An 18,044-nucleotide genomic window follows, 5' to 3' on the forward strand; every position below is an offset into this window, starting at 1 on the left:
ATTGCCCACCGGGCCCCGCCCGTCCAGCCCTCTTGGAGTCCTTGAATGTCACGTGTTTGGAAGATCGTGCTGCTGGTCGTGGCCGTACTGGTGCTGGCCGTGGTGGGCCTGCGCGTGCTGGGCGGTGGCAAGGACAAGGCCGGCAGGCCCGGCGTCGCCGCCGGCCAAGGTGGCGATGACGCCGATGCCGCACCGGTACCGGTGACCGTGGTCGACGCCGTGCGCCAGGACGTGCCCGTCTACGCCAGTGCGCTCGGTACGGTCACCGCGATGAATACCGTCACGGTCAGCCCTCAGGTCGGCGGCCAGCTGATGAGCCTGAACTTCCGCGAAGGCCAGGAAGTGAAGCAGGGCGACGTGCTGGCGGTGATCGACCCACGTACCGCCCAGGCCAGCTATGACCAGGCCGCTGCCGCCAAGCGCCAGAACGAGGCGCTGCTGGCGACCGCGCGCTCCAACTACCAGCGCTCCAATGCCCCCGAGTACCGCCAGTACGTCGCCAAGACCGATCTGGATACACAACGCAACCAAGTGGCACAGTACGAAAGCGCAGTGGCCGCCAACGAGGCGAGCATGCGCTCGGCGCAGGTGCAGCTGCAGTACACCAAGGTCACTGCGCCGATCTCCGGCATCGCCGGCATCCGTGCAGTCGATGCCGGCAACGTGGTCAACGCGGGCACCGCCCTGGTCACCCTGACCCAGATCCACCCGATCCACGTGCTGTTCAACCTGCCCGAACGCCAGCTCGGCGATGTGCGCCAGGCACAGGCGGCCGGCAGCGTTCCGGTGGCCGCGCTGGACCGTGCCGATTCGCACGTGCTGTCCGGCGACGGCAAGCTCGATGTGGTCGACAACCTGATCAGCGCCGACAGCGGCACCTTCAAGGCACGCGCGGTGTTCGACAATGCGGACAACGGCCTGTGGCCCGGCCAGTTCGTCAATGTGCGCATGCAGCTGCGCACCATCGGCGGCGGCGTGGTGATTCCGACCCAGGCCGTGCTGCGTGGCCCGGACGGCGAGTATGTCTACGTCGTGCAGGGCGACAACACGGTGAAGATGCAGACCGTGCGCAGCGGCGTGGAAGTGGGCGACAGCCACGTGCAGATCGCCGAGGGCCTGAAGGGCGGCGAGCGGGTGGTCAGTGAAGGCCAGTTCCGCCTGAAGCCCGGCAGCAAGGTCACGGCCCTGAAGCCCGGTGAGACCCCGGCTGCGCCAACCGAGGCCGAATTGAAGGCCGCCGAACAGAAGAGTGGCGGCGCAGGCCGCCGCGGTGGTGGCCCGCGCTGAGCGCAGGCCACCGACTCCTTTCGCGCCGGCATCGACGCCGGCGCTGCCATTGAAGCGCCAGCAAGGATCAGTCCGTGGGCTTTTCGACGATCTTCATCCGCCGCCCGATCGCCACCTCGCTGCTGATGGCGGGCCTGTTGCTGCTGGGCATTCTCGGTTATCGCAAGCTGCCGGTGTCGGCACTGCCGGAAATCGATGCGCCCAGCCTGGTGGTCACCACCCAGTACCCGGGTGCCAATGCCACCACGATGGCCTCGCTGGTCACCACCCCGCTGGAGCGGCAGTTCGGCCAGATCTCCGGCCTGGACCTGATGACGTCCGATTCGTCGGCCGGGCTGTCGACGATCATCCTGCAGTTCTCGATGGACCGCGACATCGATATCGCCGCGCAGGACGTGCAGGCGGCGATCCGCCAGGCCACCCTGCCCTCGTCGCTGCCCTACCAGCCGGTCTACAACCGGGTGAACCCCGCCGATGCGGCCATCGTCACCCTGAAGCTCACCTCGGACACGCGCCCGCTGCGGGAGGTCAACAACTACGCCGATTCGATCCTGGCCCAGCGCCTGTCGCAGGTGCAGGGCGTGGGCCTGGTGTCGATCGCCGGAAATGTCCGCCCGGCGGTGCGCATCCAGGTCAATCCGGCGCAGCTGTCGAACATGGGCCTGACCCTGGAAGAACTGCGCAGCGCGCTCACCCAGGCCAACGTCAATGCGCCGAAGGGCTCGCTGAACGGCAAGACGCAGTCCTACAGCATCGGCACCAATGACCAGCTGTCCAGTGCCGCCGAATACCGCGACACCATCATCAGCTACAAGAACGGCCGCCCGGTGCGGCTGTCGGACGTGGCCGCGGTGGTGGACGGCGTGGAGAACGACCAGCTTGCCGCATGGGCCGACGGCAAGCCGGCAGTCCTTCTCGAAGTGCGCCGCCAGCCGGGCGCCAACATCGTGCAGACCGTCGAGCGCATCCGCGCGATCCTGCCGCAGTTGCAGGGCGTGCTGCCGGCCGACGTGCATCTGGAGATCTTCAACGACCGTACCGAGACCATCCGCGCCTCCGTACACGAAGTGCAGTTCACCCTGGTACTGACCATCGGCCTGGTCGTGGCGGTGATCTTCGTGTTCCTGCGCCGCCTGTGGGCCACGATCATTCCTTCGGTGGCGGTACCGTTGTCGCTGGCCGGCACGTTCGCGGTGATGGCGTTCACCGGCATGTCGCTGGACAACCTTTCGCTGATGGCACTGGTGGTCGCCACCGGCTTCGTTGTCGACGATGCCATCGTCATGATCGAGAACATCGTCCGTTACATCGAGCAGGGCAAGAGCGGCAAGGAAGCGGCCGAGATCGGTGCGCGCCAGATCGGCTTCACCGTGCTGTCGCTGACGGTATCGCTGGTGGCAGTGTTCCTGCCGCTGCTGCTGATGCCCGGCGTCACCGGCCGCCTGTTCCATGAGTTCGCCTGGGTGCTGAGCATCGCGGTCGTGCTGTCGATGCTGATCTCGCTGACGCTCACCCCGATGATGTGCGCCTACCTGCTCAAGCCCGACGCGCTGCCGGAAGGCGAGGACGCGCATGAACGGGCGCACGCGGCCGGCAAGCAGACCGTGTGGAGCCGCACCGTCGGCCTGTATGAGCGCAGCCTGGACTGGGTGCTGGACCACCAGCGCCTGACCCTGGCCGTGGCCGGCGGCGCCCTTGTGCTGACCGTTCTGCTGTACGTGCTGATTCCCAAGGGCCTGCTGCCCGAGCAGGACACCGGCCTGATCACCGGCGTGGTGCAGGCCGACCAGAACATCGCGTTCCCGCAGATGGAGCAGCGCACCAGGCAGGTGGCCGAAGCGCTGCGCAAGGATCCGGATGTGACTGGCGTGTCGGCTTTCATCGGTGCTGGCAGCATGAACCCCACGCTCAACCAGGGCCAGTTGTCGATCGTGCTGAAGGAGCGCAGCCAGCGTGATGGGCTGGACCGGATCCTGCCGCGCCTGCAGGAGGCCGTCGCCGGGATTCCCGGCATAGCGTTGTATCTGAAGCCGGTGCAGGACGTCACCCTCGACACCCGCGTGGCCGCGACCGAGTACCAGTACTCCCTGTCGGACGTGGACGCGGCCACCGTCGCCACCCAGGCCACGCGCCTGACCGAGGCCCTGCGCCAGCGGCCGGAGCTGGCCGACGTGGACAACAACCTGTCCAACCAGGGCCGTGCCCTGCAGCTGACGATCGATCGTGACAAGGCCAGCGTGCTGGGCGTGCCGATGCAGACCATCGACGACACGCTCTACGATGCGTTCGGCCAGCGCCAGATCTCAACCATCTTCACCGAGCTCAACCAGTACCGCGTGGTGCTGGAAGTGGCACCGGAGTTCCGCACCAGCACCGCGCTGATGGAGCAGCTGGCGGTGGCCTCCAACGGTGCTGGCGCGCTGACCGGCACCAACGCCACCAGCTTCGGCCAGGTCACCTCCTCCAACTCCTCCACGGCCACCGGCATCGGCGCGCAGAACACCGGCATCACGGTCGGTGCCGGCAACATCATTCCGTTGTCGGCGCTGGCCGAAGGCCAGGTGACCAGCGCGCCGCTGGTGGTCAGCCACCAGCAGCAGCTGCCGGCCGTGACCGTCTCGTTCAACGTCGCGCCGGGCTATTCGCTGTCCGAAGCGGTACGCGCGATCCAGGAGACCAAGGACAGTCTGGACATGCCGGCGCACCTGCATGCCGAGTTCATCGGCAAGGCCGCCGAGTTCACCGGCAGCCAGACTGATGTGGTGTGGCTGCTGCTGGCCTCGCTGGTGGTCATCTACATCGTGCTGGGCGTGCTGTACGAGAGCTACATCCATCCGATCACGATCATCTCGACCCTGCCGCCGGCAGGCGTCGGCGCGCTGCTGGCGCTGATGCTGTGTGGCCTGAGCCTTTCGGTGGACGGCATCGTCGGCATCGTGCTGCTGATCGGCATCGTCAAGAAGAACGGCATCATGATGGTGGACTTCGCGATCGAAGCACGCCGCGCCGGTGCCAACGCGCATGAAGCGATCCGCCGCGCCTGCCTGCTGCGCTTCCGCCCGATCATGATGACCACGGCTGCGGCCATGCTCGGCGCGCTGCCACTCGCGCTGGGTACCGGCATCGGCTCGGAACTGCGCCGACCGCTGGGCATCGCCATCGTCGGCGGCCTGCTGCTCTCGCAGCTGGTGACGCTGTACACCACGCCGGTGATCTACCTGTACATGGAGCGCTTCTCCGAGTGGCTGGCGCGCCGCCGCGAGCAACGCGCACTGCGCGAGGGCACGCTGCAGGAGCCGCAGGCATGACCCCTGCCCCGCTGCTGCGGGGGGCCGCGCGATGAACCTGTCCGGCCCCTTCATCCGCCGCCCGATCGGTACCGCCCTGCTGGCCATCGGCCTGTTCATGGTGGGTCTGATCTGCTACCTGAGGCTGGGTGTATCGGCACTGCCGAACATCCAGATTCCGGTGATCTTCGTGCACGCCAGCCAGGCCGGTGCCGACGCGGCGACGATGGCCTCCACGGTCACCGCACCACTGGAGCGTCATCTGGGCCAGCTGCCGGGCATCGACCGCATGCGCTCGTCGAGCTCGGAAGGCAGCTCGCTGGTGTTCATGATCTTCCAGAGCGACCGTGACATCGATTCGGCGGCGCTGGACGTGCAGACCGCGATCAATTCCGCGCAGGCCGATCTGCCCTCGGGCATGGGCTCTCCGATGTACCAGAAGGCGAATCCGAACGACGACCCGGTGATCGCCATCGCACTGACCTCGCAGACGCAGTCGGCCGATGAGCTGTACAACGTGGCCGACTCGCTGCTGGCCCAGCGCATCCGCCAGATCAGCGGCGTGGCCTCGGTGGACATCGCCGGCGCGTCGACGCCGGCAGTGCGCGTGGACGTCAACCTGCGGCTGATGAACGCGCTGGGCCTGACCGCCGACGACCTGCGCAACGCGGTGCGCGCGGCCAATGTGACCTCGCCGACCGGCTTCCTCAGCGATGGCAACTCCACCACCGCGATCATCACCAACGATTCGGTGGCCCGCGCTGCGGACTTCGCCAACCTGGTGGTGAAGACCGAAGGCGACGGCCGGGTGATCCGCCTGAAGGACGTCGCCAACGTCTACGACGGCCAGCAGGACGCCTACCAGGCGGCATGGTTCGACCACAAGCCCGCGGTGGTCATGTATGTGTTCACCCGCGCCGGCGCCAACATCGTGGAGACCGTCGACCGGGTGAAGGCGCAGATCCCGACGCTGCGTGACTACCTGCAGCCGGGAACCACGATGACGCCATACTTCGACCGCACGCCGACGATCCGCTCGTCGCTGCACGAAGTGCAGATCACCCTGCTGATCAGCCTGGCGATGGTGGTGCTGACCATGGCGCTGTTCCTGCGCCGGCTCGCCCCGACCCTGATCGCGGCCGTGACGGTGCCGCTGTCGCTGGCCGGCGCCGCACTGGTGATGTATGCGCTGGGCTTCACCCTGAACAACCTGAGCCTGCTGGCGCTGGTGATCGCGATCGGCTTCGTGGTGGACGATGCGATCGTGGTGATCGAGAACATCATGCGCCACCTCGACGAAGGCATGCCGCGCCTGCAGGCAGCGTTCACCGGCGCACGCGAGATCGGCTTCACGATCGTCTCGATTACCGCCTCGCTGGTTGCGGTGTTCATCCCGCTGCTGTTCGCCAGCGGCATGATGGGCGCGTTCTTCCGTGAGTTCACCGTCACCCTGGTGGCGGCGATCGTGGTCTCGATGATCGTCTCGCTGACGCTGACGCCGGCGCTGTGCAGCCGGTTCCTCAGTGCGCACGACCATCGCGCGGCACCCTCGCGCCTGGGCCGCTGGCTGGACGCCGGCCACGAACGCATGCTGCGCATCTACACGGTGTTCCTCGATTTCTCCCTGCGCCACGCGTTGCTGCTCTCGCTCACGCCGCTGATCCTGATCGGCGTGACCGTCTTCCTGTTCGGCGCGGTGAAGAAGGGCGCCTTCCCGCCACAGGACACCGGGCTCATCTGGGGCCGCGCCAACTCCAGCGCGACCGTGTCCTTCGAGGACATGGTCAACCGCCAGCGCCGCATCACCGACATGCTGATGGCCGACCCGGCGGTGAAGACCGTCGGCGTGCGCCTGGGCAGTGGCCGCCAGGGTTCCAGCGCGCAGTTCAATGTCGAACTGAAGTCACGCAAGGAAGGCCGCCGCGAGACCACCGCGCACGCACTGGCGCGACTGAGCGCCAAGGCCGACCGCTATCCCGACCTGCAGCTGCGGCTGCGCGCCATCCAGGATCTGCCCAGCAACGACGGCGGCGGCTCCAGCCAGGGCGCGCAGTACCGCATCTCGCTGCAGGGCAACGATCTGGCGGCGCTGCAGGAGTGGTTGCCGAAGCTGCAGGCGGAACTGAAGAAGAACCCCAAGCTGCGCGATGTCGGCACCGACGTGGACAACGCCGGCCTGCGCCAGAACATCGTGATCGACCGCGCCAAGGCCGCGCGACTGGGCGTCTCGGTCGGTGCCATCGACGGTGCGCTGTACGGTGCATTCGGCCAGCGCCAGATCTCGACGATCTACTCGGACATCAACCAGTACAGCGTTGTGGTCAATGCCCTGCCTTCGCAGACGGCGACCCCCACCGCACTGGACGAGGTCCATGTGCGCGCAGGCAATGGCGAGATGGTGCCGATCACTGCGGTGGCCACCCAGGTACCGGGGCTGGCGCCTTCGCAGATCACGCATGAGAACCAGTACACGACGATGGACCTGAGCTACAACCTCGCCCCCGGCGTCAGCATGGGCGAGGCAAAGGCGATCATCGATGCGACCGTGGCCGGCATGCGCATGCCGGGCGACATCCGCCTGGCCGACGATGCGGGCTTTGGCTTCAATTCCGATCCCAGCGACATGCTGATCCTGGTATTGGCGGCGATCCTGACCGTGTACCTGGTGCTGGGCATGCTGTACGAAAGCCTGATCCATCCGGTGACGATCCTGTCCACGCTGCCGGCGGCAGGCGTAGGCGCGCTGCTGGCCCTGTTCGGTACCAACACCGAGCTGTCGGTCATCTCGATGATCGCGCTGGTGCTGCTGATCGGCATCGTCAAGAAGAACGCGATCATGATGATCGACTTCGCGCTGGTGGCGCAGCGCGAGCACGGGCTGACCCCGCGCGAGGCTGCACGCGAGGCCAGCATCGTCCGCTTCCGGCCGATCATGATGACCACGATGGTGGCCATCCTGGCTGCGGTTCCGCTGGCAATCGGCCTGGGCGAAGGGTCGGAGCTGCGCCGGCCGCTGGGCATCGCGATGATCGGTGGCCTGCTGTTCTCGCAGAGTCTGACCCTGCTCAGCACGCCGGCCCTGTACGTGATCTTCTCCTGCCTGGCCGAGCGTTGGCGGGCGCGGCGCGCGCGCAGGCGCGAGGCGAAACTGCTCAAGCGCGCGCAGCGCGCCTAGCGTCGGTAGCGCCGGGCCACGCCCGGCGCGCCGCTACCACCCGGGCGACGCTCACGGTTTGACGCGCTGTAACGAAAAGAGAACAATTCGCAACCAGCCATGGTCCTGCGCCCCTGCGGCGCCCCGCTCCCAGTTCACGGACAGCCTGCGTGATCCCAGCCACTGCCTCTTCCCCCAACCATGGGTGGATGGCCTGTGGCCGTCCGCCGAGGAATCCGATCGATGCCTTCGTTCCGCACCCCGCGCCTGGCCCTGCTGGCCGCCGCCCTGTCCACTGCCTGCGCAGCCCATGCGCAAGCCCCGGCTGATGCCCGCAGTGCCACCAACCTGGACGCCATCAAGGTGGTCGGCGAACGCACCCACACCGAGGCCGGCGCGCTGGGTGACCGTGCCCTGCGCGATACCCCGTTCGCCATTACTGCGGTCGGCCGCGAACAGCTCGAGCAGCGCCAGGTCGTATCGCTGGGCGAAGCCTTCCTGTTCGATCCATCGGTCACCACCCAGGTAAGCGCCTACGCCAGCGGCTGGAGCTCGCCCATCCGCAACCGCGGCATCGATCTGAACTACGACAGCTACCGCGTGAACGGTCTGCAGGTGTCCTCGTGGGGCACCGAATGGCCGCTGGAAGTGATGGAACAGGTGGACCTGCTGAAGGGCCCCGGCGGCTTCCTGTACGGCTTCGGCGCGCCCGGCGGCATCGTCAACTACATCACCAAGAAGCCGACCGATACCCCCACCTTCTCGGCGCAGCTGGGCTGGCGCGAACAGGCCATCATCAGTGGTGGTGTCGATGCCGGTGGCCGCTTCGGCAACGAAGATATGTTCGGCTATCGCTTCAACGCGTATCAGGAGAAGGGCGAAACCTTCAACGGTGGCCATGTCGACCGCAAGGTCGGCGCGCTGTCGCTGGACGCGCGCCTGAGCGATGCGCTCACCTGGACCTTCGACGGCGTGTTCCAGTCCCGCGACCTGAGCGAAGAGTCGCCGCAGTACTACTTCATCGGCATGACCTCGCTGCCGCGGCCGATTGCCGGCGACGTCGACAACAGCGTGCCGGGCACCTACTACGATACCCGTTCCAGCCTGCTGTCCACGGCGTTCACCTGGCAGATCAACAGCGGCTGGAAGGCCAGCCTGAGCTACGGCGTCACCACCTCCTGGAACGACGTCAACAAGATCTTCGCCTACATCGACGATCCGAACGGCGACTACAACGTGAATGTGTATGAGCTGGGCGGCAAGAGCCAATGGAAACTGGCGCAGGCGCTGGTGCAGGGCGGCTTCCGCACCGGCCCGCTGCAGCACCAGCTGGTGGCCGGCGTCAGCCACCAGACCGGGCTGGGCTGGGACCGCCCCTACGAGTGGAACACCATTGGTCGCGCCAACCTGTACCAGCGTTCGGCCATCCGCCACGACGCGGTGGGTTCGCGGGTGATGACCCGCGGCGATGAAACCGTGCAGCAGGCCGTATTCGCCAGCGATACCGTGGACTTCGGCGGGGGCTGGTCGGTGCTGGCCGGCTGGCGCTACAACGACTTCGAGACCAAGGGCCGTTACCACACCTACCCGGTCACCCCGACCTATGCGGTGATGTTCAAGCCCAGCGAGGCCGTGACCCTGTACGCCAGCTACATTGAATCGCTGGAAGCCGGCAGCCGCGTGGGCAACCCCTACATCAACGCCGGTGATGTGCTGGGTCCGACCATCAGCAAGCAGTACGAAGTCGGCGCCAAGGTAGAAGCCGCGCGCTGGAATGCGAACGTGGCCGCATTCCGCCTGGAACGCGGTGCCAACATCGACCAGCCCACCGACGCCGGCCTGCGCCTGGTGCAGGATGGCATCACCCTGTACGAAGGCGTGGAAGCCAGCGCCGACCTGCACCTGACCGATGCGCTGACCGTGGGTGGCGGCGTGACCTGGCTGGACCCGACCTACGACAGGCTGTCGCCCGACAATGCCGCGCAGGAAGGCAACCGCACCGTCGGCGCCGCGCGCTGGAGCGGTGTGCTGCATGCCAGCTACCAGCTGCCGTGGGTCGATGGACTGGAAACCTATGCTGCCGTGCGCTACTACGGCGATGTCTGGTACGACGCCGACAATACCCTGAAGCTGCCCGACTACACCCTGGTCAATGCCGGTGTGGGCTACCGCCTGATGGCGTCGGGGCACCCGGTCACCCTGCGCGCCAGCGTGGAGAACCTGGCCAATCGCAGGTACTGGTCGAACGCGGGCGTCGGCCTGCCACGCACCTTCGCGGTGAGCGTGCGCTGGGAGATGTAACCCGGCTTGTGCGGGTGCGGACCGTGGGTCCGCACATTGAACACCGCACCCACGCGCACACCGCCATAATGGAGGCAATTCGCCGCCCGAGCCTGCATGTCCGCGTCCCATTCCCGCCTCAGCCGCCTGTGGGCACACGAGAAAGCCAGCTATGGCCTGCGCGTGTTCATCGCCCTGTCGGCTGCGATGGCCGTGTGCTGGCAGCTGGACGCGCTCCCCGCGCTGCCCGGGGCGTTCCTTGGCATCATCGCCAGCGCGATCGCCGAAACCGACGACAACTGGTGGGGCCGCACCAAGGCGGTGCTGCTGTCGCTGCTGTGCTTCTGCATCGCCGCCGCCTCGGTGATCGCGCTGTTCCCGTGGCCGTGGCTGTTCATCGGCGCACTGGCGCTGTCCACCTTCGGCCTGACCCTGCTGGGCGCTCTGGGCGAACGCTACGCCTCCATCGCCCAGGCCACGGTCACCCTGGCCATCTACACCATGATCGGGCTGGAACAGCATGGCGGCGCCGGAGATCTGCCACGTGCGTTGCATGCGGTCAGCCACCTGCTGGCCGGTGCAGTCTGGTATGGCCTGCTGTCCATCGTCTGGACCGCGCTGTTCGCCAACCGTCCGGTGCGCGAACGCGTGGCCCGTCTTTACCAGGAACTGGGCCGCTACCTGCAGCTGAAAGCCGCCTTGTTCGAGCCGGTGCGTGAGGCCGACCTGCAGCGCCGCCAGCTGGACCTGGCCGAACAGAACCGGCGTGTGGTGGGAGCCCTGAACGAAGCAAAGACGGCGATCCTTGCGCGCTTCGGCCGTTCCGGCCGGCCCGGGGTCAACTCCGGCCTGTACCTGCGCCTGTACTACATGGCGCAGGATTTCCACGAGCGCGCCAGCTCCTCGCACTATCCCTATGGCGCACTGGTGGATGCGTTCTTCCACAGCGATGTGCTGTACCGCTGCCAGCGCCTGCTCGATCTGCAGGGGCAGGCCTGCGCGCGTCTGGGCGAAGCCATCCGCCTGCGCCGCCCGTTCGTGTATGGCGAGAGCAACCAGCAGGCCGGACGCGACCTCGCCGACGCGCTGGCCTACCTGCGCGACCAGCAGCGTCCGCAATGGCAGCGCCTGCTCGGTTCGCTGGATCTGCTGGTGCACAACCTGCGCAGCATCGAGCGCCGGCTGCTCGACGCCGAACGCTCCGAGGCCAGCCTGGACAATGTCGACACGCGCCTGCGTGACAGCAACCCGCACACCCTGCGCGAGATGGGGGTACGGCTGCGCCAGCAACTCACGCCCGGCTCGGTGCTGTTCCGCCATGGCCTGCGCATGGCGCTGGCGCTGATCGCCGGCTTCCTGGCGATCCGCCTGTTCAATGCCCAGAACGGTTCATGGGTGCTGTTGACCATCGTCTTCGTGTGCCGGCCGAACTTCGGCGCCACGCGCCAGCGCTTGGCACAGCGCATCGTCGGCACCCTGGCCGGCCTGGTATTGACCTGGGCCCTGCTGCAGCTGTTCCCACAGCTGCACGTGCAGCTGCTGATCGCCTTGCTGTCGGCGCTGCTGTTCTTCTTCACCCGCACCGATCGCTACCTGGTGGCCTCGGCCGCGATCACGGTGATGGCGCTGACCTGCTTCAACCTGATCGGCGATGGCTTCGTGCTGATCGTGCCGCGCATGGTGGATACGATCCTGGGCTGTGCGATCGCTGCGGCGGCCGCCTTCATGATCCTGCCGGACTGGCAGGGACGTCAGCTGCATCGGGTCCTGTCACGGGTACTGGATACCGCCGCGCGTTACCTGGATGCGGTGCTGGGCCAGTACCGCAGTGGCATGCACGATGACCTGGCCTACCGTATCGCCCGCCGCGACATGCACAACGCCGATGCGGCGCTGTCCACTGCACTGTCGAACATGCTGCGCGAGCCCGGCCATGTACGCCGCAACCTGGATGCCGGCTTCCACTTCCTGGCGTTGTCCAACACCCTGCTCGGTCATCTGTCGGCACTGGGTGCCCACCGCGACCAGGTCGACAGCTACGCCGGCGACCCGCTGGCACTGGCCGCCGGCGACCGGGTGCGCAAGGCGCTGCAGCAGCTGGCCGGCGCGCTGGCCGCACGGCAGGCGGTTGCGGAGGATGACAATGATGCCGACCGCGCCGTCGCTGCGGAGCTGGAGCAGATCGAGGACGTGATGCCACCGAAGCTGCAGTTGATCCGCACCCAGATGGCGCTGGTGCTGCGCCTGCTGCCGAAGCTGCGTGCCGCCGCCAACGAGGCCGTACGCAGCCTGACCTGACCGCCGCCCGGCAGCACTGGATCCGGGCCCGGCCGGCGGGCAGGAATGCTAGGCTGCGCCGGTCAAGGAGATTCCATGTCCGGTCACAACCAGTTCGCCCTGCTGCGCCAGCGCCGCTTCCTGCCGTTCTTCATTGTGCAGGCGCTGGGCGCTTTCAACGACAACGTATACCGGCAGGCCATCATCGGCCTGCTGTTCTACCTGGGCGTGTCCGAAGAGCAGCGTTCGCTGTACACCACGCTGGCGCCAGCGATCTTCATTCTTCCCTATTTCCTGTTCTCGGCATTGGCCGGGCAGATCGCCGACAAACTGGAGAAGTCGCGGCTGATCGTGATCACCACCACGATGGAGATCGTGATCATGTCGCTGGCAGCGATCGGCTTCCTCACCGAGAACCTGCCGTTCCTGCTGGTGGCGCTGTTCTGCACCGGCATGCAGTCGACCCTGTTCGGTCCGGTGAAATACTCGGTGCTGCCCTCGGTACTCAAACCCGAGGAGCTGACCGGTGGCAACGGGTTGGTGGAGATGGGCACATCGATCTCGATCCTGTCAGGGATGATCATCGGCGGCGCCGTGTTCCTGCTGGCGGGCAGCCACGGGCCCGTGTTCGCGGCATCGCTGGTCATCGCCCTGGCGGTCTGCGGCAACCTCGCGGCGCGATTGATTCCCAGGGTCGATGCCGGCGACCCGGGCCTGAAGATCAACTGGAACCCGCTGCCCGAGTCGCTGGTGGTGCTGCGCATGGCGCGCCAGCAGAAGGCGGTGCGCAACGCGATCCTGGGCGTGTCCTGGTTCTGGTTCGTCGGCACCGTGCTGACCTCGCAGCTGCCGAATTATGCGCTGGCCAACCTGGGCGGCGAGCCCAAGCTGTACCTGCTGGCACTGGCGCTGTTTTCCATCGGCACCGGCGTTGGCTCGCTGCTGTGCGAGAGGCTGTCGGCGCGCACGGTCGAGATCGGCCTGGTGCCGCTGGGCGCGTTCGGCATGACCGCGTTCCTGCTCGATCTGTACTTCGCCCGCAGCGGTGAGGCCACCGTGCAGGGGCTGAGCATCACCCAGTTCCTGCAGCAGCCCGGCAGTGTGCGCATCGTCATCGACCTTGTCGGAATCGGCCTGTTCACCGGCATCTTCGTCGTTCCGCTGTTCGCCCTGATCCAGAGCCGCACGCCGAAGGCGCAGATGTCACGCGTGTTCGCCGCGTTGAACATCCAGAACTCCGGTTTCATCGTGTCCGCCGCACTGCTGTCGCTGGCCGCGCGCGAGCTGCTGCACTGGAGCATCCCGCAGCTGTTCCTGGCGCTGGCGATCGCCAATGCCGTGGTGGCGATCTACATCTTCACCATCGTCCCCGAATTCCTGATGCGCTTCCTGAGCTGGGTGATGGTGCGCACCCTGTACCGGCTGCGCCCGCATGGCATCGAAGCCAATGTGCCGGATGAAGGCGCAGCACTGATCGTCTGCAATCATGTCAGCTACATGGATGCACTGATCCTGTCGGCGACGATTCCGCGCCCCGTACGCTTCGTCATGTACTACAGGATCTTCAACATCCCGGTGATGCGCTGGATCTTCCGCACCGCCAAGGCCATCCCGATTGCCGGGGCTCGCGAGGACGAGGCCTTGATGCAGCGCGCGTTCGAGGAGATCGATGCGGCGCTGGCCGAGGGTGAGCTGGTCTGCATCTTCCCGGAGGGAGCACTCACCCGCGATGGGCAGATGGCGCCGTTCAAGTCCGGCGTCGAGAAGATCCTCGAACGCCGGCCGGTGCCGGTGGTGCCGATGGCCCTGCGCGGGATGTGGTCGAGCATGTGGAGCCGGCGCGACAGCCGGCTTGGCCGCATGCGGGTTCCGCGCCGCTTCCGCGCCACCGTCGAGGTGGTGGCGGCGCCTGCCATCGATGGTCGCAGCACCGACGCGCCGGCACTGGAAGCCCAGGTCCGCGCCCTTCGCGGCGATCACGCCTGACGCAATCCCCCCGTTCGCGCGTAGCCGGCCCCCGCCCCACATACGCCAGCGTCAAGCGCCATGCCCGTCATTGCCGGGCTGAAAACGCATACATGCGACGCAGGTTGCGGTAGATTACGCACCCACAGGGGGGAGGTCCGGCCCGTTCACAACGGTCGGCCACCAAGGAATGGAGTCTCACGTTGAATCAACCGCCACCACTCGGCCGTCCGGTCTACATCCCCAACCATCTGGTGTGGGCGATCCTGACGACGCTGTTCTGCTGCCTGCCGTTGGGCGTGGTGTCGATCGTGTATGCCGCCCAGGTCGATGGCCGCCGCGCGGCCGGCGATCTGGCGGGAGCCTATAGCGCGTCACGCAAGGCGGGCTGGTGGGCGGCGGCTTCGGCCGCGGCCCTGCCGGTCCTGTTGCTGTTGTGGTTCGGGCTCTTCGGCGGCCTGGCCGCACTGGGCGCTCTTTCCGACCATTGATCCACCACCACCCATCAAGGAGCTTGAATCATGAACACCGCTACTCCGCAGGTCCCGAACAACCTGGTCTGGGCGATCCTGAGCACGCTGCTCTGCTGCCTGCCGGTCGGCATCGTGTCGATCGTCTATGCGGCACAGGTCAACGGCAAGCTGGCCGCTGGCGATATCGCCGGTGCACAGGACTCGTCCGCCAAGGCCAAGAAGTGGGCCATCTGGTCGGCCATCGCCTGGGTCATCATGGTCGTGCTGTATGTGCTGTTCTTCGTCGTGCTCGGTGGCATCGGCGCGATGAGCAACGGCAGCTACTGAGGCCTGCGGACGGATCCGGCGGCGTCCGCGCCGGATCCGTCTTCGCCTGATCGTGTCCGCTCTTCCTTCCCGGCTCGCCCGCTGGGCACCCTTGCTGGCCTCCACCGGCCTGGCCGCTGGCGCGGCCGTGGTGCTGCGTAACGTCAATCCCTACGTGGCCGGCAATCCCCTGCCGGGCTGCCCGCTGTACGCACTCACCGGCCTGTATTGCCCCGGCTGCGGCAGCACGCGCTGCCTTTACTCGCTGGTCCATTTCGATCTGGCCGGCGCGATGGCGATGAACCCGCTGCTGGTCATCAGCCTGCCCCTGCTGCTGCTGATGCTGCTGAACATCGCTGGCATCCGCCCGCGTGTGCTTGATCCGCTGATGCGGATTCTGGCCAATCCCATGGTCTGGCTGTGGCTGCTGCCCGGTTACGCACTGCTGCGCAACCTGCCGTGGGCACCGTTCACCGCACTGGCGCCGGTCTAGATTCCCACTTCGCGTCCAGGCGCGTCGCGAAGCGTGCTGCGGTCAGGCCGCACGCGCCTGGCCAGCGGCTACGTCACCCAGCCGGCGATCACCAGCACGGCCAGCACCGCCAGCCACAGCAGCAGCATCCGCCACACCAGACTCATGGCATCGCGCAGGTCGGGCAGACGTTGCCAGACCGGCAGCAGGCCCGCCTCGGTGTAGTCATGCGCGTCCTCGCGCAGCTCGGCATTGACGCTGGCCCGCGCCACCGCACCCAGGAATCCGATGCCTCCGACCAGGCGCTCGCCATGCGCTTGCCGCCATGCCTTCCACGCCGTGTCGAAGTTGCCGACCAGTGCCATCGAGAACGCCATCAACTGTGCCACCGGCCATTCGATCCAGCCCAGCAGGCGCTGAGCCACTGCCAGCGGTTCCACCGGTACGCGTGCACGCATCGGGCTTTCGGACATCAGCGCCAGCAGGCGATAGCCCAGCGCGCCCACCGGGCCCAGCAGCAGGAACCAGAACAGCACCGCAAACCAGCGGCGCAGCGCATTGAGTACGGTCGCCTCCACCAGCGAGGGTACATCCTCGCGCAGGCTGCCACCGGCCGCCTGCAGATGGCGCACGGCTGCCTGCCGGGTCGGTGCGTCATCGGCATCGATGATCGCTTCGATGTCACGGTCCAGGTCGCGCGGCCCCCAGCACCAGGCCAGAACCGCCACGCCCAGCAGCAACGAGGGCAGCCCGAACAGCACGCCCCGCAGCAGCCAGGCCAGCAGCGCCATCAACACCAGCGGCGGCAGCAGCGCCAGCACCACGCCCATGGGGCCCTGCCAGGCCTTGCCGCCGTGCGCATCCAGCCAGCCCAGCCAGCGCCGGAAGCTGTCAAAGCGGCGCAGCGAGGCGGCAGCGGCCGGGGCGACATGGCCCAGGGCCAGTGCAACCAGCACGGCAGCCAGAGTGGTGAACATGGCAGGTCTCCCTACGAAACAAGGCGCTCGGCGTCGCTACCTTACCCGTCGCGACGCCGCCATCAGCGGTCTGCCGCACTGTAACCCGGGCCGTGTTCAGGTGGCGGCAATGGTCGCCGCCGTTCTGACAGGCCGGTGCGGTCTTCACGCCCGCTGTTGGCGATACCAGTGCTCGATCAGCCCCCGCGAAATCGAGATCGGCGGCGACAGGCGGATGCCCTGGCCATCATCTTCGACATCACGTGCCAGCGCCGCGCCCACCTCGTCGGCACTGAACCAGCGCGCATCCTCCAGTTCGCCATCCACGGTCGGCACATCGTCCTGCGCCTGCGCGCGGAACCCCACCATCAGCGCGCCCGGGAACGGCCAGGGCTGTGAACCGAGATACTGGCAGGCAGTGATGCGCACCCGGCTCTCCTCGTGCACTTCCCGCACCACGGTCTGTTCGAAGGTCTCGCCTGGTTCGACGAAACCCGCCAGTACCGAATAGCGGCGCGGCGCCCAGTTGGACTGCCGCCCCAGCAGCAACCGGCCCTGGTTTTCCACCGCGACGATCACCGCCGGGTCCACCCGGGGATAGTGTTCGGTCGCGCACTGCCCGCAGCGGCCAACGAAGCCACCGCGGGCAAAGGCCACCGCCCCCCCGCAGACGCCGCAGAAGCGCGTGCGCGAATGCCAGTAGGACATGCCGCGCGCGTAGCTGAAAGCGGTCGCATCGGCCACCGGCCACAGCAGTGCCGCCTGGCGCAGGTCGAGCCGGCCAGGCGCAGTGACGGCAACCGCGGACGCTTCCACCGAGAACCAGGCCTGCTCACCCCGCAGACCCAGGAAGATCGCGGCACCGGGGCCGCCCCCGATGTCGGCGCCGGTCAGCGCCAGTGGCTGGTCATCAGCACCAGTGAAGGCACTGCCGTCCTGGTCAAGCACGAGAACCCGCGCATCCGGCCACAGGCGTGCCAGCACATCGGCATCTTCGCGCAGGGCATCGGCGCGCTCCAGCGGTTCGCCAATGAAGGCGAAACCGGACAGCGGCGAAAGAATATTGGACATCCAGCAAGCCTGCCGCCATTCGATGCGGGTGGCAAGGTCGGCGCTGTGCGCATTCTGCTGTGAGGTGTGGAGACCGCTCGACACACCTGGCGCGGAGCGCAGGCCCCGCGCCCTGCAATCACATGCTGAAGCTGCTGCCGCAACCGCAGGTGGTCTTCGCGTTCGGATTGCGGATCACGAACTGCGCGCCGGTCAGGCTCTCGGTGTAATCCACTTCAGCCCCCATCAGGTACTGCAGGCTGAGCGGGTCTACCAGCAGGGTCACCCCGCTGGTCTGTACCGCCAGATCGTCCTCGGCACGGTTCTCGTCGAACTCGAAACCGTACTGGAAGCCCGAACAGCCGCCACCCTCGATATACACACGCAGCGCCAGATCGGGGTTGCCCTCTTCCTGGATCAACGACTTGACCTTGGAGGCCGCTGCTTCGGTGAAGTTCAGCGGCCGCTCCAGCGACTGGTAATCGGGCGCGGCCGCCGTGGGGGCGCCGGGCAGGGAGACTAGCGTGCTCATGGCAT

General features: G+C 67.1%; 12 protein-coding genes. 9 read left to right on the plus strand and 3 right to left on the minus strand.

Features of this window, described 5'->3' with window-relative positions:
* Nucleotides 1-45: 45 nt before the first annotated feature.
* The 9 genes from IMX13_RS05850 to IMX13_RS05890 all read left to right on the plus strand — a co-directional run bounded on the left by IMX13_RS05850 (nt 46) and on the right by IMX13_RS05890 (nt 15,522).
* On the plus strand, nt 46-1,287 hold the full coding sequence (locus IMX13_RS05850; protein WP_053515617.1) for an efflux RND transporter periplasmic adaptor subunit: 1,242 nt from the start codon (nt 46-48) through the stop codon (nt 1,285-1,287).
* Between the two features lie 74 nt (nt 1,288-1,361).
* Nucleotides 1,362-4,595, plus strand: a complete 3,234-nt coding sequence (locus IMX13_RS05855; RefSeq protein WP_193396005.1) for an efflux RND transporter permease subunit — start codon at nt 1,362-1,364, stop codon at nt 4,593-4,595.
* Between the two features lie 31 nt (nt 4,596-4,626).
* Complete coding sequence (locus IMX13_RS05860; RefSeq protein ID WP_065174390.1) at nt 4,627-7,749, plus strand: efflux RND transporter permease subunit; 3,123 nt, start codon at nt 4,627-4,629, stop codon at nt 7,747-7,749.
* Between the two features lie 222 nt (nt 7,750-7,971).
* Nucleotides 7,972-10,029 (plus strand): TonB-dependent receptor, encoded by a 2,058-nt coding sequence (locus tag IMX13_RS05865; protein ID WP_193396006.1) that lies wholly within the window; start codon nt 7,972-7,974, stop codon nt 10,027-10,029.
* A 96-nt stretch (nt 10,030-10,125) separates the two neighbouring features.
* Nucleotides 10,126-12,306: a YccS family putative transporter gene (gene yccS, locus IMX13_RS05870; RefSeq protein WP_193396007.1), complete on the plus strand. Its 2,181-nt coding sequence runs from the start codon at nt 10,126-10,128 to the stop codon at nt 12,304-12,306.
* 75 nt (nt 12,307-12,381) lie between these two features.
* Entirely contained in the window at nt 12,382-14,271 is a 1,890-nt protein-coding gene (locus IMX13_RS05875) for an MFS transporter (protein WP_193396008.1), read from the plus strand.
* A gap of 182 nt (nt 14,272-14,453) precedes the next feature.
* The gene (locus IMX13_RS05880; protein WP_053515606.1) at nt 14,454-14,741 is read left to right on the plus strand and encodes a CD225/dispanin family protein; all 288 of its coding nucleotides are present in this window, start codon (nt 14,454-14,456) and stop codon (nt 14,739-14,741) included.
* 30 nt (nt 14,742-14,771) lie between these two features.
* On the plus strand, nt 14,772-15,050 hold the full coding sequence (locus IMX13_RS05885; RefSeq protein WP_065174386.1) for a CD225/dispanin family protein: 279 nt from the start codon (nt 14,772-14,774) through the stop codon (nt 15,048-15,050).
* 52 nt (nt 15,051-15,102) lie between these two features.
* Entirely contained in the window at nt 15,103-15,522 is a 420-nt protein-coding gene (locus IMX13_RS05890) for a DUF2752 domain-containing protein (protein WP_193396009.1), read from the plus strand.
* A 68-nt stretch (nt 15,523-15,590) separates the two neighbouring features.
* On the opposite strand, the gene ampE is transcribed toward IMX13_RS05890, so the two are convergent.
* From ampE to erpA, 3 genes are all read right to left on the minus strand, one after another.
* Nucleotides 15,591-16,478, minus strand: coding sequence for a regulatory signaling modulator protein AmpE (gene ampE, locus IMX13_RS05895; protein ID WP_053515600.1), 888 nt, complete (start codon nt 16,476-16,478; stop codon nt 15,591-15,593).
* 144 nt (nt 16,479-16,622) lie between these two features.
* Entirely contained in the window at nt 16,623-17,528 is a 906-nt protein-coding gene (nudC, locus tag IMX13_RS05900; protein ID WP_164151968.1) for an NAD(+) diphosphatase, read from the minus strand.
* Nucleotides 17,529-17,646: 118 nt separating this feature from the next.
* Nucleotides 17,647-18,039, minus strand: coding sequence for an iron-sulfur cluster insertion protein ErpA (gene erpA, locus IMX13_RS05905; protein ID WP_053515598.1), 393 nt, complete (start codon nt 18,037-18,039; stop codon nt 17,647-17,649).
* Nucleotides 18,040-18,044: the final 5 nt, after the last annotated feature.

This window comes from Stenotrophomonas sp. B2, assembly GCF_014947095.1.
Classification (GTDB): domain Bacteria; phylum Pseudomonadota; class Gammaproteobacteria; order Xanthomonadales; family Xanthomonadaceae; genus Stenotrophomonas; species Stenotrophomonas maltophilia_P.

What these genes read in the sequence shown, in the direction of transcription:
- IMX13_RS05850 (WP_053515617.1), top strand. Translation starts at nt 46, where the DNA reads ATGTCACGTGTTTGGAAGATCGTGCTGCTGGTCGTGGCCGTACTGGTG.
- IMX13_RS05860 (WP_065174390.1), top strand. Translation starts at nt 4,627, where the DNA reads ATGAACCTGTCCGGCCCCTTCATCCGCCGCCCGATCGGTACCGCCCTG.
- IMX13_RS05865 (WP_193396006.1), top strand. Translation starts at nt 7,972, where the DNA reads ATGCCTTCGTTCCGCACCCCGCGCCTGGCCCTGCTGGCCGCCGCCCTG.
- yccS (WP_193396007.1), top strand. Translation starts at nt 10,126, where the DNA reads ATGTCCGCGTCCCATTCCCGCCTCAGCCGCCTGTGGGCACACGAGAAA.
- IMX13_RS05875 (WP_193396008.1), top strand. Translation starts at nt 12,382, where the DNA reads ATGTCCGGTCACAACCAGTTCGCCCTGCTGCGCCAGCGCCGCTTCCTG.
- IMX13_RS05885 (WP_065174386.1), top strand. Translation starts at nt 14,772, where the DNA reads ATGAACACCGCTACTCCGCAGGTCCCGAACAACCTGGTCTGGGCGATC.
- ampE (WP_053515600.1), bottom strand. Translation starts at nt 16,478, where the DNA reads ATGTTCACCACTCTGGCTGCCGTGCTGGTTGCACTGGCCCTGGGCCAT.
- nudC (WP_164151968.1), bottom strand. Translation starts at nt 17,528, where the DNA reads ATGTCCAATATTCTTTCGCCGCTGTCCGGTTTCGCCTTCATTGGCGAA.
- erpA (WP_053515598.1), bottom strand. Translation starts at nt 18,039, where the DNA reads ATGAGCACGCTAGTCTCCCTGCCCGGCGCCCCCACGGCGGCCGCGCCC.